This window comes from Actinomycetota bacterium, from assembly GCA_004297305.1.
Taxonomy (GTDB): Bacteria; Actinomycetota; Actinomycetes; order S36-B12; family FW305-bin1; genus FW305-bin1.
In genome coordinates, this window is the sequence record SCTR01000006.1 from 589,144 (window position 1) to 604,198 (window position 15,055).

Here is a 15,055-nt window from a genome sequence, read left to right on the forward strand (position 1 = left end):
CAGCCGCCGCAACTAAGGTCGGGTCCATGCCGGTGGTCGGGGAGCGGCCGGACGACGCCCCGGCGGCGTCCGGCGCTCTGCCGGGTGCCCGAATCACGGTGGTCGGTATCAACTACGCGCCCGAGTCGACGGGCATCGCGCCGTACACCACCGATCTGGCACGGCAGTTGGTCCAGCTGGGCGCCAACGTGACGGTGGTCACGGGAATGCCGCACTATCCGGCGTGGCGCCTTGATCCCGCCTACCGCCGCAGGCTCTTCACGACCGAACACGACGCTGGTGTCACCGTCCTTCGTTGTCGCCACTACGTGCCCGGTTCGATGGACGCCGTCCGGCGCGCCTGGTACGAGGCGTCGTTCGGACTGTCGAGCCTGCTGCGAACCCTGCCGGTACGAGCCGACGCCGTAATCGCGGTCAGCCCGGCGCTGTCCGGTATCGGCGTCGCAGCGGCGGCGAGCAAGCGCTCGAGCGCACCCTTGGGCCTCCTCCTGCAGGACGTGATGGGCGCCGCCGCCGCACAGTCAGGAGTCCTTGGTGGCAGCCGGGTTGCTCGGTTGACCGCATCGGCCGAGGCGCACCTGGTTCGGCAGGCCGATCTGGTCGGCGTCATCAGTACGTCGTTCGTCGGGCCGGTTGCGGCATACGGTGTGGCCGCCGACCGGATCCGGCTGTTGCCCAACTACTCCCAGGCTCACGTCGATGTCCGCGATCAGGCGGCGGCCCGGCGACGGCTGGGTTGGCCGGCCGGGTTCTGCGTCACTCACACCGGCAACATGGGCCTCAAGCAGGACCTGGGGAATCTGATCGAGGCGGCCCGATTGCTGGATGGACGTGCCACCGTCCGATTGGTCGGTGACGGTAGCCAGCGTGGTGACCTCGAGTTACAAGCGGCTGATGTTCCGAGCGTTCAGTTTGTCGATCCGGTGTCCGACGAGGCCTATGCCGACGTGCTCGCCGCTTCAGATGTATTGGTCGTCAACGAGCGGCCAACGGTGCGCGACATGTCACTGCCGTCGAAACTCACCAGCTATCTGGCGGCCGGCCGAGCCGTCGTGGCGGCTGCCGTATCGGAAGGGGCGACGGCGTTCGCCCTACGCGATTCTGGTGCTTCGATCCTCGTCGACGCAGGGAATCCGGCGGCCCTGGCCCAGGCGCTGTCGTCGTTGGCGGACGATCCAGCTGCGCGGGCGAGCCTGGGGTCTGCCGCGACGCGCTACGCCGCGCAGCATCTCAGTCGCGCTGCGGCATTGGATCGCTACGCCGACTTCGTCTCGACACTCGTCGGTATGTCCGGCCGCACGGCCGGTCGGCGGCGGTTGACAGGGGCGCCATCGTGACCTCGGTCGAGCTGCCGTCACGGGAGAACCTGGCTGAGCCGACCGCAAGGCGAGCGCCGCTGCTGGGCGTGGCCGTGGTGGTGATCCTGGTAGGGCTCGTGCCCTTGCTCGCACTCGGGTCTGCCCAGCGGCTGGAATCGCCTCCCAGTGTCGTGGCCGTCTGGATGGTGATGGCCTACGCCGGCGTCCGAATCGGCATGAATCTCGTCGGTACTCGAATCCGGCCCATCGAGACCGTCTCGTGGATATTCGGCTACCTGTGGTTCGGCCTGGCCCCGTTGGCTCAGCTGGTCACGGGAATCTTTCCGAAAACCAAGACGACCGACTTCGGCGACGAGGCAGTCATTGCGGCCCTGGTCGTCTTGGCCGGCATGGTGGCCTACGACATCGGGCTACGCCTGGCCAGGCGAGACGGTCGCCCGGTCGACCGCTGGCCCAGGCGCATCCTTCATCGGCAGCGACTGATCTGGCTCAGTTTGATTTCGCTGGTGGCCGCCGGCGTCTATGCCATGTCGGTCGGTATCGGCACGCTGTTCGCGAGTCGGCAGCAGGTCGCCGCTGCGCTGCAGGACACCGGCGTCAGCGATTCCGGCCAGAGCTTGTCAGCCATCCTGACCGCCCTTGGTTTGGCTCTTCCCTTCGTCTGTTTTCTGGCATGGTCGGTGCAGCTTGCGGTCAACCGGCGCGACAGGCGCGTCCTCAAGGGTTCGGACGTCCTATGGTGGATCGTTCTGCTGGGCGTCAATCTGATTGTCAACAATCCGATCGCCGCCCCGCGAAACTGGCTCGGCACCATCATTATCGCGCTGTTCTTCGCCTGGCCCGGCTTGACGGTTCGTGCGTTCAGAATGGCGGTGCCAATCGGGATCGTCATCCTCGCCGTCGCCTTCCCGTACCTGGACTACTTCCGGGTCAGCGCGACCACGCGGACCATCGGCGTACAGGGAACAGTTCTCGAGGCGATGGCCACGAAGGATTTCGACGCCTTCGGCATGCTCATGAACGCTCTCACGTACGTCCAAGAACGAGGCATCGACTACGGCGGTCAGGTCCTCGGGGCGGTTCTCTTCTGGCTACCGCGAGCGGTGTGGCCGGCCAAGCCGCTCGACAGCGGTGCTGTGCTCGGCCGTTTCATCGAGGCACCCAACGTCAATCTGTCGGCGCCGCTGCAGGCAGAGGCGGTCCTGGCGCTCGGTGTCGTGGCGGTGCCGCTCCTGCTGCTGGTCGTCGGCTTCGTCTCCCGCCGCGGCGACGACGCGTTCGGCCGAGTCCCTTCGGCGCTGGCCGGCGCCGTGGTGCCGGTCGCAGCGCTTGCCGTCCCGATCTTCGCCGGGTACCAACTGATCATTCTGCGGGGATCACTGCTGCAGGCCATGGGCCGAGCCGCCGCGATCGCGGTCATCCTGGTGGTTCTCGCTCCCCGCGAAGGCGTCCGTGCACGCGGCCAGGAACCGGTCGGCCATCCCCTCGATAGACAGGTCGACGGTGCCGTCCAGGTCGGCTAGTGGGCGCCAGTCGTCCCGGGCCAGGTAGGCGGCGGCGAAACTCGCCGGATCGTCGGGCAGGTTATGCCGATTGACCCCGAGTTGGAGGTACTCCGCTTCCGGAGCGTGGTGCCACGAAGCCGTGGTCAGGACCGGCAAGCGCAGCGCTATCGCGTCGGCGGCAACCAGGCCGATGCGGCCCGGCATCCAGACTGCGTCGACGAGGTGGGACAGCTGGCCGAGCAGCTGAGCGTCGGCTGTCGGGAAGTGGACCAGCCACGGCTCGCGCCGGGCTGTCGCCACGACGATGTCGTCCTGGTCGCCGCTGCCGCACATGACAAGTCGGAACCCGTCGGACAACTCGGCCGCTCGGCGCCCGGCGGCGAGCAGGAAGTCGACCCGCTTCGTGGCGTCGAGGCCTCCGACGAACAACGCGCACCGACCACCGATCCCGAGGTCACGGCGGAGCCGGGTGAGGTCGGCTTCGCTCGTGCTCGCCGCCGCCTCCCGCAGGCGCCGGGTGTCTGTCGAGTTCCGCAGGGTGCGCACTTTGGTTGCCGGTACCCCGCGCTCGATCAGCGACTGCCGGCCCGATTCGGTGTAGGTCATGGTGACTGCCGCGGCCCTCGCCATCCGAGCCTCGACGGCGTAGTCCAGGGCTGACGGCTCCGCGACGTAGTTCTTGCCATGACCCCACAGCACGACGCTGTCAGGTCTGGTGCAGGTCAGCAGCAGGCTGTGCACCGCCGTCGCGGCCAGTTCGCTCACCACCACGTCGGCACACTTGGCCGCGGGTTGGATCCGGCGAAACACGAACTCGGGCAACCGGCCCCCACCGACGCGCCATTCGGGGACCAGGTGCGACCACCGGGCCGCGTGGGCGTCTCGTCGTCGTGCTTGGGCACCGGGGGGCGGTCCGTGAACGACGAGGAATGCGCCGCCGGCGGCTCGCACCCGCTGGGCGAGCAGATCGAACAGCGGCACCCGGTACGCCGGGACGTAGGGCTGAACGACGAGCAGTCTCAACGGGTTGACCCCTTCCCGGCGCCGGGGCGACTTGTGCAGCGGAACCGCCCGGCGGTGACCAGCCGAGTCATGATGCGAGAGCGGACTGGTAGGCCGCTGTCAGGTCAGCTCCGAGTGCCGCCGGCGATAGCCGCTCGCGGACCAGGCGAAGGCCCGCTGCTGACAGCGAGGCCGCCAGCCGGCCGTCGGACAGTATGGCGAGCACCGCCTCGGTCAGCTTCTCCACCGTGGGCGACACCACGTCGGCGGCCTGGTACTGCTCGGCCAGTTCTGCCAGACCGCAATCGTGTGACAGCACCACCGGTACGCCGCGGGCCATGGCCTCCACAGCGACCATCGGAAATGGTTCCCGGACACTGGGAAGGACCAGCACCGAGGCCCGATCGAGCAGGTCGAAGACGTCGTCGCGGCGAACCGCACCTTGGTAGTCGAGCGGAATCTCCGGCGGCAGAGCCCGTATCGCGGCGCTCAGGTCCTGCGAGGCATCACCGGACGGGCCCACCATCACGAAGCGAACATCGGGCCGGAGCGCCGAGACTCGCTGCGCCATCTCGACGAAGCGTGTCGGTTGCTTCCGGCGATCGATTCGTGACGCGAACAGGACCGTGGGCGCTTGCGGGGCGATCGCGTCGCGGGGCGGCAGGTCGCCGACGGAGTTCACGGTCCTGAGAACCCGCCCGCGGTAGCCGAGTCGCCGCAGTGCCTGTTCCTCCGGTTCCCACAGGGTGAGCGCAAGCCGCGCGCGGTTGATCGACCGCTTGGTTGCCGCGGAGTCGAAGATTCGTGACAGAAGACCGGATGGCGAGTCGAGCATGCCGTGGGCCTGGATGACCTGCGGTATCGCCAGTCGGGCCAGCAGCGACGTCGCCCGAGTCGTCACGAAGTCGCGGCACAGATGGATGTGGGCGATATCGACGTCGCGCGCAGCAAGCCGAAGCGAGTCGGCGAGTCGCCGGGGAATGATCATGCGAGGGTCGACGTCGACGAGCATCGGCAAGGCACGGACGTCCAGGTCGGCCATGTCGGCTGGGGCGCCGCCGGGGGTGGCCGCCACGATCACCACGCTGTGGCCGGCCGCGGTCAGGGCACGCGCCTGTTCGCGCACCACCGATTCCACGCCCCCGGCGCCGGCGAAGTCGGTCAACAGGGTCGTGACGACGAGGATTCTCACGGCAGCGGCGCCGTTGCCGTGTCCGGTCGCACGCGCGCATCGGGCTGGGTCGACCGGGCGACCACAGTGTTGGCGGCAACGATGGAACGCTCGCCGATGGTCACGCCACGCAGGACGATGGCCCGCGCTGCAATCCAGGATCCGTCGCCGATCCTGACCGGAGCGTTGTCGTACTCGAACGTCGGACTCGCCGCGTCATGGCTTCCTGCGGTGATGAAGGCGGCTTGCGATATGCAGACGTTGCTGCCGACCCAGATCGGCTCGATCGAATGCAGCCACGAGCCTTCGCCGATCCAGCTGTTGTCGCCGACGGCGAGTTTCCACGGCCAATGGATCCGGACGTCCTGCTTGATCACGACGCCGTGGCCGACGGAAGCACCGAAGGCGCGCAGGATCGCCGGCCGGGCACGAGCGGGCAACCACCATTTCTTGAAGACCAGATTGTTGGTGGCGTGCCAGGCGGCCTGGGCGACCAGGCCGCGCCCGCGGCTGTGTCCTGCACCGCTGAAACGGGACTGGTCACCGGGCACGGGCTTCACGCACCTTCAGATCGATCTGCCAGTAGTAGGTCGCCAATGCGACGGCGTAGTCGAATCCGGCTCTGCCGTCGAGGAAGCCGGCACGCGCCAGATAGCTGTAGACGAAGAAGGCGATCGGCTTGGCGGGCAGCCGGGCGAACAATGAGCCCTGCGACGTCCGCAGGGCGTTCACCTGCCGGCGCAGGTCAGGGTCGGTCGCCACCGCTGCCTCCCAGTCGGAGTAGCGGTTGTGGCGGCTGAAGTAGTCGAAGAGCCGGTCGGGATCGTCATGGATCAAGCCCCCGCGAAGGCTGCCCACCGATCCGTGAACCGCAGGTTGGTAGTGACCTTCGACCTCCCACATCGTGGTGACGTCGAGGTCGTCGATGGGCGGAAACTCGGCGTCGGCGTGCCGGACCAAGGCGCGCTTCACCACGTGATGGCCGTGTTTGAGCGGCCGACCCATGAAGCGATAGAAGACCGGCAGGTCGTAGGCGGCATGCCGCTGTGCCGAGCCGGCGGGCAGCAGCTGGTGGAGGCTCGATACCAAGGCTTCCGATGGCCGTTCGTCGGCGTCGACGAACAGCACCCAGTCATTGCGGAACGGCAGGTTGCGCAACGACCACTCCTTCTTCTTGGGGTACTTGCCGTCCCAAGAGAAGTCGACGACGGTGGCGCCGAGTCCCGCCGCGATCTGGCGGGTGTCGTCGGTGCTGCGGCTGTCGACGACGAACACCTCGTCGAACGAGTGCAGGGAGCGGATGCAGGCACCGATCGCCTCCTGCTCGTTCTTCGTCAGGACGATGGCGCTCACCGGTATCCGTTGTCGGTTCTTCATCATCTCCACCGTGGCCGCGTTTCTCGGATCAGAACTGCTTGATTCGGGAGTACCGCCGCAAGACCGCCTCCAGCGGAGCCGCTCCGACTGCGCGCAGGCGGGCCATGCGGCCGTCGTACGTTGCGCCGGTGGTCCCCGACCTCCCGACCAACGCCGGGCGCGCGGCGAAGCGCTCGACGTCGACCCCGGCGCCAGGTGCACTGCAGCGCAGCCGCTGTCCCAGGACCTGCTCGAGGATCAGTCCCCGATCCTCGTCTATCTCGTCGGCGAGCCCCTTCAGGGTAGTACGCCAGGCGTGACCGCCCGCGCCGTAGAAGCGGCTGTCGCAGTAGGACAAATCCGCTGTGGCACGAACTCTGACGCTTCGGGCGGGCAGTGGCGTCAGCACCCGCGCGGCGTTGCGTACCCACAGCCGTCCGGTGCACTTGTAGATGGTGAAGTCCTCGGCAGCGCTGTCGGCCAATCGCCCGATGACGACATCGAGAGCGTGGGCTTCCGCTGCGCCCTTGCCGCGCGCCAGGAGTGGCGACGGTATCGCCACCGACATCACATCGAGGCGGGCGTCGTGGCGTGCCGGCACGAGGTCGTCGATGGGCCAGCCGGAGGTTTCCGCCACGGTGACGGAGCTGACCAGACCAGCAGCCGACAGTCGTAGCCAGTGCGAGATGGCCGCGCGATACTCCGCCAGGCGGACCGTCGGCGCAGCGCTGTCCACCCGGCCGCTTGCCGTCGGCTGCACCGCCGCGGTGAGGATCAGGGCAACGGGCATCTCAGAACTCCTGCAGCCGAGCAGCGACGACACCGAGGACCGCAAGCATCACGACCTGCGCCACGAGCATGCCGAACGCAGCACCGAATGCGCCGTAGGGGGCTGCGACGACGATCACCGTGGTCAACGCCAGCACGGTTCCGCCGAGGACGGTGACGCCGACGACACGCTGCCGCCCGAATCGTTGCAGGAGTCCGGCGATGGGCTGGTTCAAGCAGCTCACCGCAACCGCGATGATGACCACCCGTACGACCGGAATCGCGTCGACGTACTGCGGCCCCAGGGCAGCCTCGAACAGGGCCGACGGCAGTACGGCGATCACCACAAGCACCGTCGCGCCGAAGGCGCCGGCGCGATAGGCGAAGCGTCGCGCCTCCCGGAGGTGATGACGACCCGTCGCCTGCCTGGTCACGATGATGCTGCTCGCGCTGGACGACAGGAGGGCCAGCGGTGTGGTCAGGCGGGAGGCCAGGCCCATGTACGCCGCCTGGGTGGCGGACGACAGCGCCGCGACCAGCGGAACCTCCAGGTTCTGCAGCTGACTGCCGATCGCGGTGAGTGCGTAGGGAATCCCGGATCGCACCCGAGCCGGCCGGCCGCGCCGTCGCTCGCGTACACCGACTTCGGGCGCCACCAGGGGCGCAGCAAGTGCGATGGCGGCCGTCGCTCCCGCGATCTGGGCGACTGGAAGTGCTACCCAGCCCAGAACGGGCAGCAGCAGGAGGAGGGCGGCGATTGCCGCCACCTTGTCCGCGACCGTGATGAGGCCGCCGAAAACCACCTGGCCGGCGACCAGGGCTCGGGCGACGAAGAGGCCTTCTGCCATCAGCAGCGCTGAGATGGACAGTGACAGCACTGCGGCACCGAGCAACTCGTGGGGGCCCGTCAGGACCGCCACCGCGGCGTACGCCACGCCACCGGCAACCGCGACCGCGAAGTTGACCAGCCGGATCCGGCGCGCCAGCAGCCAGGAGCCCACCCGATCGCCGCCGGCACCGGCCTCGCGGGCGAAGGACTGGGTGCTGCCGAGATCGGTGACGGCTGCCAGTGCCGTGGCGACCGAGATCACCGTCACGGCGAGGCCGAAGTCACTGGGACCCAAGACTCGCGCCGCGACAAGGAAGAGCAGCGCGCTCAGGCCGGTGGCGACCAGGCGCAGGCTGAACAGCCAGGAGGTGCGGCCGAGGTACCCAGGCGTCCGGGGGGACGGAACGGCCTGCGCCGCAGGCGGCCGTCGAGCGACGCGACCAGTCATCGGCGAGCGAGGAGCGTGGTGGCGAACTCCGCTGGTGAGCCCAGATCGGTGTGCGGCTCGACCGACAGGCGCTGTGCCGAACGCAGGGCAGCGGCGAGGCCGCGGACGGTCAGCCCGCTCGTCGCGCCGAGGCCGAGCGACTCGACTGCGGCGATCAGGACCGACGCTCCGGCCGCCACGACGGTCGTGCCGCCCGCGGCGGCCTTGCCCAGCAGGCCGCTGGATCCGTCGTTCGAGTGGGCGAGAACGACGCAGTCGACCGCTCCGACCGCGGCGTCGACTTCGGCATCGGAGAGGAACCGGTCGACCACGACGAGCTTTCCGCCGTCGCGCTCGAAGGTCGTGGCCGCAGCCCGGTCTGCCGGCACGATCCCTGGTTCGACTCGGCCGGCCAGCAGCAGGCCGATGCCGGCCGGTTGGTCGGCCAGGGCCGCCAGGATCAACGGCACATTCTTGCGGGGACCGATCGCACCGACGACGGCGTACCAGTAGCGATCACTGTCCAGCCCCCACTCCTTGCGGAGTTCGTCGATCTGGGTTGCCGTGGCGCGGTAGGTGATCGGATCGCGGACCGCGAAGTCGTCGACTGCCGGGGCCGTGCCGGGCGCAAGCCGCAGGACGCGGCATCGCGGCGACGATCGCCGCAACGACAGCAGCAACGTCCGTTTGAGTACGTTCCGCAGCCAACTCGCCGGACCGTGTCCGGCGGGTCCGGGCCGCATGATCAGCAACGTGAGGTCGGCTCGCCGATGCCAGCCGCCGCGCATCGCCAGGGCTACGGCGACCCGATCGCCGTCGGGCACGACCATCAGGTCCGGCGTGACGGCGTCGACGATGGAGTTCAACAACGCGACGCACTGGCCCACCGGTTCGTCCGTCACCATGAGCCGCAGCCGGTCTGCCGACCGGCCGAGGAACTCGTCGAACGCCGCACTGTCGATCGCAGCCCGGGTCGTCGCGAGCACGGGACGGTCGCCGTCGGCGAGAATACGGTCGACGACCAGCCCGGCGTACATCAGCCGATGGCCGGCTGGACTGGGTTCGTAGACGACGACGGTGCGGTCCACTCGATCAGCCTACGAGTGAGGCCTTCTCTGCCTCCACCATCAGGGCGGCCAGCTGTGGCGGCAGCACGGTGGGCTGCCAACCCAGCAGTTCCTGCGCCTTCGACGGGTCACCGATCAGGGCGTCCACCTCGGTAGGCCGTACGTAGCGCTCGTCGAATCGGACGTGGTCCGTCCAGTCCAAGCCGACCGCGTCGAAGCAGAACTGCGCGAAATCACGGACGCTGTAGGCGGTCCCGGTCGCCAGCACGTAGTCACTCGGTTCGTCGTGCTGCAGCATCCGCCACATCCCGTCCACGTATTCCTTCGCGTAGCCCCAGTCACGCACCGCATCGAGATTGCCCAGATACAGATACTCCTGCTTGCCCGCGGCAATTCTCGCCGCTGCCATCGCAATCTTGCGCGTGACGAACGTCTCGCCGCGGCGCGGGCTCTCGTGATTGAACAGAATGCCGTTGACAGCGAACATCCCGTACGCCTCGCGGTAGTTCCGGGTCATCCAGTAGCTGTACACCTTCGCTGCGCCATATGGGCTACGCGGGTAGAACGGCGTCGTCTCGCTCTGCGGCGGCGGGGTCGCACCGAACATCTCCGACGAACTGGCCTGGTAGAAGCGGCACTGCAGCCCGATCATCCGGATCGCCTCGAGCAACCGGGTCGTCCCGACACCGGTCGTGAGGCCGGTGAACTCAGGTTCGTCGAACGAGACCCGGACGTGGCTCTGCGCGGCGAGGTGGTAGACCTCCGCGGGCTGGATCTTCTCCAGCAGGGTGACCAGCCGCGAGCCGTCGGTGAGGTCGGCGTAGTGCAGGAAGAGCCGGGCCTGCGGGTCGTGAGGGTCCTGGTAGAGGTGATCGATTCGCGCGGTGTTGAACGTCGACGCCCGGCGGATCACGCCGTGTACCTCGTAACCCTTTTGCAGTAGCAGTTCGGCGAGGTAGGACCCGTCTTGCCCGGTGATGCCGGTGATGAGCGCTCGCTTTGCTGCCACTGGCGTCCCCTCGTGCGATGGCTGCGACCGAACCAGCGAAGGCACGGCCCCGTGTCGTCTCGCGCCCTAGGGTAGGGCCCAACGGACCGAGACTCCCAGTCGCTCACCTGCTGTTCACGAGGGGGAAACATTGTCCGACGGAGGCACTGTTGCCGATGTCACTCGCGGCGACCGCAGCACTGCCGATACCGGGCTGTCAGGCCGCTCCGACCCCAGTGCGGTGGAGGCCACGACAGCTGATGCCTCACCGGTCAGCGCGCCGCCGGGTTCCCTACAACGAACGCAAAAGGTCTACATCGCAGGGCATCACGGGCTCGTCGGCTCCGCGATCTGGCGACACTTCACCGCCGCCGGCTTCACCGACCTCGTCGGTTGGCGCTCGAGCGAGGTCGACCTGCGTGACCGGGACGCCGCGCGTGACGCGATCACGACGGCGGCTCCGGACGTCGTGGTGATGTCGGCGGCCAGGGTAGGTGGAATTCTCGCAAACGACCGCTATCCGGTTGATTTCCTGGCCGACAACGTCCGGATACAGACCAATGTGTTCGAGGCGGCTCACGCCTGCGGTGTCGAGCGCCTGATCTTCCTTGGATCGTCCTGCATCTATCCGAAGCTGGCCGCGCAGCCGCTGCGCGAGGATGCCTTGCTCACCGGGCCACTCGAGCCGACCAACGACGCGTACGCCATAGCGAAGATTTCTGGCGTCCTGCTGTTGCAGGGCTATCGCCGGCAGTACGGCCGGCGTTGGATCTCGGCGATGCCGACCAATCTGTACGGACCCGAGGACAACTTCGATCTGGCGACCTCACATGTCCTGCCCGCCATGATCAGACGCTTCCACGAGGCGAAACTGAGCGGCGCACCAAGCGTCACGCTGTGGGGCACCGGGAGTCCGCGCCGGGAGTTCCTGCACGTCGACGATCTCGCCGCGGCGGTACTTCACCTGCTCGAGCACTATGACGACCCGCAGCCGATCAATGTCGGTGTCGGAGCTGATCTGTCGATCAAGGAACTGGCGGCCACCGTGGCGGACCTCGTCGGGTACGCCGGAGAGGTCGAATGGGACACCAGCAAGCCGGACGGGACGCCCCGCAAGCTGCTTGATGTCTCGCGGCTACGAGCGCTGGGCTGGCAGCCACAGATCGGGTTGCGGGAGGGCATCGCCTCGACGTACGCCTGGTTCCGCTCACCGGGTGAGTCGTCGTGACCACCGACCATTCAGCGGTGTTCGCCGTAGGCTAGGCCCGTCCGGGGCGGAGTCACTCCCGCCACACCACGCACTGGCGACCGAGTCACGCCACGTGCGACGAGAAGCCAGGGGACTGTCGGGTGGAACTGCGCGACTACCTGCGCCTGCTGCGCAAGCGTTGGCTGTCGATCGTCATCTTCGCCGTCCTCGGAGTGGCCGTTGCCTGGGGCATCACGGTGCAAAGCCCCAAGATCTATACGGCGACCGCACAGGACTTCGTCGCCATCGGGACCTCCGGTACGTCGGACAACAGCGTCCTGCAGGGTTCCCAGTTCACCTTGCAGCGCGTGAAGAGTTACACCGAGATCGTGAGCAGTCCGCAGGTGCTCGGTCCGGTTATCGATCAACTCAAGCTCGATACCGATATCGCGGGTCTGGCGAGAAAGGTGACCGCAGGCAATCCGCTGGACACGGTGCTGCTCGAGGTCACCGCCAGCGACGGGAACGCGGAGCGGGCAGCGCAACTGGCGAACGCGACGGCAGCCCAGCTCGGTCGAGTCATCGAGAGCCTGGAGCCTACGCTCGCCGGTGGTGCGCCCCCGGTCAAGGTGTCGGTGGTCAACCCCGCTGAAGTGCCGCAGGCGCCGTCGTCGCCCAAGCGGACGATCAATCTCATCCTCGGCCTTCTGGTCGGCCTGGCCCTCGGTATTGCCTGGGCGGTCGTCCGCGACGTTCTCGACAACACGGTGAAGACTCCCCAGGACCTCGCCAAACTCACGAAGGCGGCGCCGCTCGGAGTCGTCGGCTACGCGCCGGATTCGCGGAAGAACCCGCTCGTGGCACTGGATCAGACCGGGCCGCGATCGGAAGCATTCAGGGGGATCCGAACCAATCTGCAGTTCGTCGACGTCGACAATCCGCCCCGGATCGTGGTCGTCACCTCGGCGCTGCCGGAGGAGGGCAAGAGCACCACCGCCTGCAACCTGGCCATCACGGTGGCGCTGTCCGGTGCCAAGGTCTGCCTGCTCGAGGGCGACCTGCGGAGACCCCGGGTGACGTCGTACCTCGGCATCGACAACGCGATCGGGCTGACGAACGTGCTGGCCGGCCAGCTCAGTCTCGACTCGGCTCTCGTTTCCTGGAACCGGGGCCTGCTGCACGTGTTGCCCTCCGGTCCGGTCCCGCCCAATCCGTCGGAGTTGCTCGGCACCCGGCATATGAAGGCGGTGCTCGCCGAGCTCCGAGCGCGTTTCGATCTGGTGATCATCGACGCTGCACCGGTACTGCCGGTGACTGATGCGGCCGTGCTCACCTCACTGGCTGACGGGTCGCTGCTCGTGGTCCGGCACGGCAAGACCACCCGTGATCAGGTCACGCAGGCGCTGGCCGCGCTCGGCCTGGTCGGTGGGCGGGTGCTCGGGACGGTGCTGAACTTCGTCCCGACCAAGCGCAGTGGCGGCTACGGCTACGGGTATGGCTACGGCTACACGTACTACGGCGAGAAGCCACTGTCGCGTCGGCAGCGTAAGAAGCGGCGCGCCGAACGGGCCCGAGTAGCCCGGATCGGTGCCGACGCCGGGACCGACCGGTCACCTGCCCAGTCGTCCGATGCCCAGTCGCCTGGTACGCCGTCCTCCAGCACGCCGTCCTCCAGCACGCCGTCCTCCAGCACGCCGTCCTCCGGTACGCCGTCCTCCAGCACGCCGTCCTCCAGCACGCCGTCCTCCGGTACGCCGTCCTCCGGTACGCCGTCCTCCGGTCGGACGAGGGATCCGGAGGCCGCACCGACCGGCCCGCCGTCGGCCCCGCCGGTGAGCGCACCGTCGCGGTCGGGATTGTTGCGCCGCAAGAGCGAACCGCCCACTGTCCCGCCGCGCTTCTGACGAAGAACAGAACTGCCCGGACCCGAGCTGCCGCCGACGCCCCGGCCAGACCGAACGCTACGGCTAGCTGGCCTCGTACGACATGCGGTCAGGGGTCGTCGCCGCGGCCGTTGACGACAGCAGTTGACCGTCGCGGTGTCCGGTATAGGCCTCGGCGGGCACGTCGATGATGTGACCAGTGGGCATGTGCCATCGGAAGGCACCGGATGTCAGCTGCTCCAGTCGCGCTCCGCTGTGGTGCTTGAACTGATGATGATGTCGGCACAGCACGGCCAGATTCGATTCTGCGGTAGGGCCTTCCGGCCACGGAATGATGTGATCGAGGTCGGCGTGATGAGCGGCGCGTTGACAGGTGGGGAAGCGGCAGGTCCGGTCGCGCTCGCGAACGTGCCGTTGCATCGCAGCCGGAGGTCGGTAGGTGTCGGCCTCGGCGTGCAGCAGTCGCCCGGTCACCGGGTGAGTGAGGATGCGGACCCACTCTGCGTCGCCGCCGGCGACCGCGCGTGCGGTGTCGGCATGGATCGGTCCGTAGCGGGTCAGCTCGCCAGGTTCGTCGCTGAGTCCGAGCAGGGTGGTTACCGGGATGGCGACCCGGACCCGGACGGGCTCGCCGCTGGCGCTCCCCAGCGAGACCGGTTGGTCACCATCGAGAATCCCGGTGCGCAACGCATGCCAGAACGGGGCAGCGAGTGCATCGGCGCGCCGCTGGTCGGCGGTCCGCTCGTCGCGGGATCGGCCGTCACGGTCACGGGAATCGCTTCCTTCGCTGTCACCAGGGCGACCGCTGTCACCGGGGCGATCGCTCGAACCCTTGTGATCGCCGAAGCGCTCGTGGTCGAGTCTGCCGTTGCCGTTGCCGTTGCCGTTGCCGTTGCCGTTGCCGTTGCCGTTGCCGTTGCCGTTGCCGTTGCCGTTGCCGTTGCCGTTGCCGTTGCCGTTGCCGTTGGAATCGGCGACGTCGATTGCGGAGGTACGTCCTGATCGGGCGGCGTGGTTGGCCGCGTCGAGCACCGTGAGGATGGCCACAGCATCCGCGGCCGGCAGGATGGCCCGGAGTTCTGCCATGTCATGCGGCAGTGGCCACATACTGACCGACCGTTCGAGCTTCGCGTTGGCGAGGACCTCCGGTTCGGTCGGAGGATCGAACCGGACGACGGCCCGCTGCAGCGCTCGGCGCAGCTGAGCGCTCGTCTGGCGGGTGGCCTGTGGCAGCACGTGGGCTTCGATGCGTGCCGCGGCCGCCGTGTGTCCGGCGAGAGTGGCGGCGATGATCCTCGCCCTGTAGGGCGATAGTCGGCCCTCGGCCAACGTCCGCAACGTGGCCCGGCCGTAGCTGCACAGGGTCTCAGCGGTTTCGAGGTCGGCGCCCGCTGCGATCATGGTCATGGTGCGGGCAGCAGCGAGTTCGGAGTCCGCCCAGGTCCGGCAGTTGTCGGCCTCCTCGCTGGTCGTCGTCGAGGTGATGTCGGGCAGGCCGGCGCCCAGCAGCTCCGGATCAGCGGGGCGAGGCAACGGGAAGATCCCCAACCC

12 protein-coding genes and 1 pseudogene are annotated in these 15,055 nt (G+C 68.1%); 4 read left to right on the forward strand and 9 right to left on the reverse strand.

The genetic code is table 11. The features are described 5' to 3' along the window. Window positions 1-26 precede the first annotated feature (26 nt). On the forward strand, window positions 27-1,337 hold the full coding sequence (locus EPO13_05640; protein TAK70413.1) for a glycosyltransferase WbuB: 1,311 nt from the start codon (window positions 27-29) through the stop codon (window positions 1,335-1,337). Between the two features lie 1,358 nt (window positions 1,338-2,695). Here the strand turns inward: EPO13_05640 and EPO13_05645 are convergent. The 8 genes from EPO13_05645 to gmd all read right to left on the reverse strand — a co-directional run bounded on the left by EPO13_05645 (window position 2,696) and on the right by gmd (window position 10,453). Further along, on the reverse strand, window positions 2,696-3,847 hold the full coding sequence (locus tag EPO13_05645) for a glycosyltransferase (GenBank protein TAK70414.1): 1,152 nt from the start codon (window positions 3,845-3,847) through the stop codon (window positions 2,696-2,698). Between the two features lie 67 nt (window positions 3,848-3,914). After that, the gene (locus EPO13_05650) at window positions 3,915-5,018 is read right to left on the reverse strand and encodes a glycosyltransferase (GenBank protein TAK70415.1); all 1,104 of its coding nucleotides are present in this window, start codon (window positions 5,016-5,018) and stop codon (window positions 3,915-3,917) included. Further along, entirely contained in the window at window positions 5,015-5,548 is a 534-nt protein-coding gene (locus tag EPO13_05655) for a putative colanic acid biosynthesis acetyltransferase (GenBank protein TAK70416.1), read from the reverse strand. Before EPO13_05655 ends, EPO13_05650 begins: the two co-directional genes overlap by 4 nt. Continuing rightward, window positions 5,538-6,374, reverse strand: a complete 837-nt coding sequence (locus EPO13_05660) for a glycosyltransferase family 2 protein (GenBank protein ID TAK70417.1) — start codon at window positions 6,372-6,374, stop codon at window positions 5,538-5,540. The genes EPO13_05655 and EPO13_05660 overlap by 11 nt, the downstream gene beginning before the upstream one ends. Before the next feature lie 28 nt (window positions 6,375-6,402). Then, window positions 6,403-7,143 (reverse strand): hypothetical protein, encoded by a 741-nt coding sequence (locus tag EPO13_05665; GenBank protein TAK70418.1) that lies wholly within the window; start codon window positions 7,141-7,143, stop codon window positions 6,403-6,405. 1 nt (window position 7,144) lies between these two features. Then, window positions 7,145-8,398, reverse strand: a complete 1,254-nt coding sequence (locus tag EPO13_05670) for a hypothetical protein (protein TAK70419.1) — start codon at window positions 8,396-8,398, stop codon at window positions 7,145-7,147. Further along, window positions 8,395-9,465: a glycosyltransferase family 1 protein gene (locus tag EPO13_05675; GenBank protein TAK70420.1), complete on the reverse strand. Its 1,071-nt coding sequence runs from the start codon at window positions 9,463-9,465 to the stop codon at window positions 8,395-8,397. The genes EPO13_05670 and EPO13_05675 overlap by 4 nt, the downstream gene beginning before the upstream one ends. Before the next feature lie 4 nt (window positions 9,466-9,469). After that, window positions 9,470-10,453, reverse strand: a complete 984-nt coding sequence (gene gmd / locus EPO13_05680; protein TAK70421.1) for a GDP-mannose 4,6-dehydratase — start codon at window positions 10,451-10,453, stop codon at window positions 9,470-9,472. A gap of 220 nt (window positions 10,454-10,673) precedes the next feature. Here gmd and EPO13_05685 point away from each other — a divergent pair, with 220 nt between their 5' ends. The 3 genes and pseudogenes from EPO13_05685 to EPO13_05695 all read left to right on the forward strand — a co-directional run bounded on the left by EPO13_05685 (window position 10,674) and on the right by EPO13_05695 (window position 13,695). After that, complete coding sequence (locus EPO13_05685) at window positions 10,674-11,660, forward strand: GDP-L-fucose synthase (GenBank protein ID TAK70493.1); 987 nt, start codon at window positions 10,674-10,676, stop codon at window positions 11,658-11,660. Between the two features lie 122 nt (window positions 11,661-11,782). Next, window positions 11,783-13,525 carry a polysaccharide biosynthesis tyrosine autokinase gene (locus EPO13_05690; protein TAK70422.1) on the forward strand — a complete coding sequence of 581 codons (1,743 nt, stop codon included), beginning with the start codon at window positions 11,783-11,785 and terminating at the stop codon, window positions 13,523-13,525. Further along, window positions 13,270-13,695: pseudogene (locus tag EPO13_05695) on the forward strand (pentapeptide repeat-containing protein). The gene EPO13_05690 and the pseudogene EPO13_05695 overlap by 256 nt, the downstream one beginning before the upstream one ends. Here the strand turns inward: EPO13_05695 and EPO13_05700 are convergent. Then, on the reverse strand, window positions 13,589-15,055 hold a 1,467-nt coding region (locus EPO13_05700), incomplete at its 5' end, for an HNH endonuclease (GenBank protein ID TAK70423.1). The pseudogene EPO13_05695 and the gene EPO13_05700 overlap by 107 nt on opposite strands.

Excerpts from the sequence above, each read along its gene's own strand:
- EPO13_05640 (TAK70413.1), top strand. The coding sequence starts at position 27 with ATGCCGGTGGTCGGGGAGCGGCCGGACGACGCCCCGGCGGCGTCCGGC.
- EPO13_05660 (TAK70417.1), bottom strand. The coding sequence starts at position 6,374 with ATGAAGAACCGACAACGGATACCGGTGAGCGCCATCGTCCTGACGAAG.
- EPO13_05665 (TAK70418.1), bottom strand. The coding sequence starts at position 7,143 with ATGCCCGTTGCCCTGATCCTCACCGCGGCGGTGCAGCCGACGGCAAGC.
- EPO13_05670 (TAK70419.1), bottom strand. The coding sequence starts at position 8,398 with ATGACTGGTCGCGTCGCTCGACGGCCGCCTGCGGCGCAGGCCGTTCCG.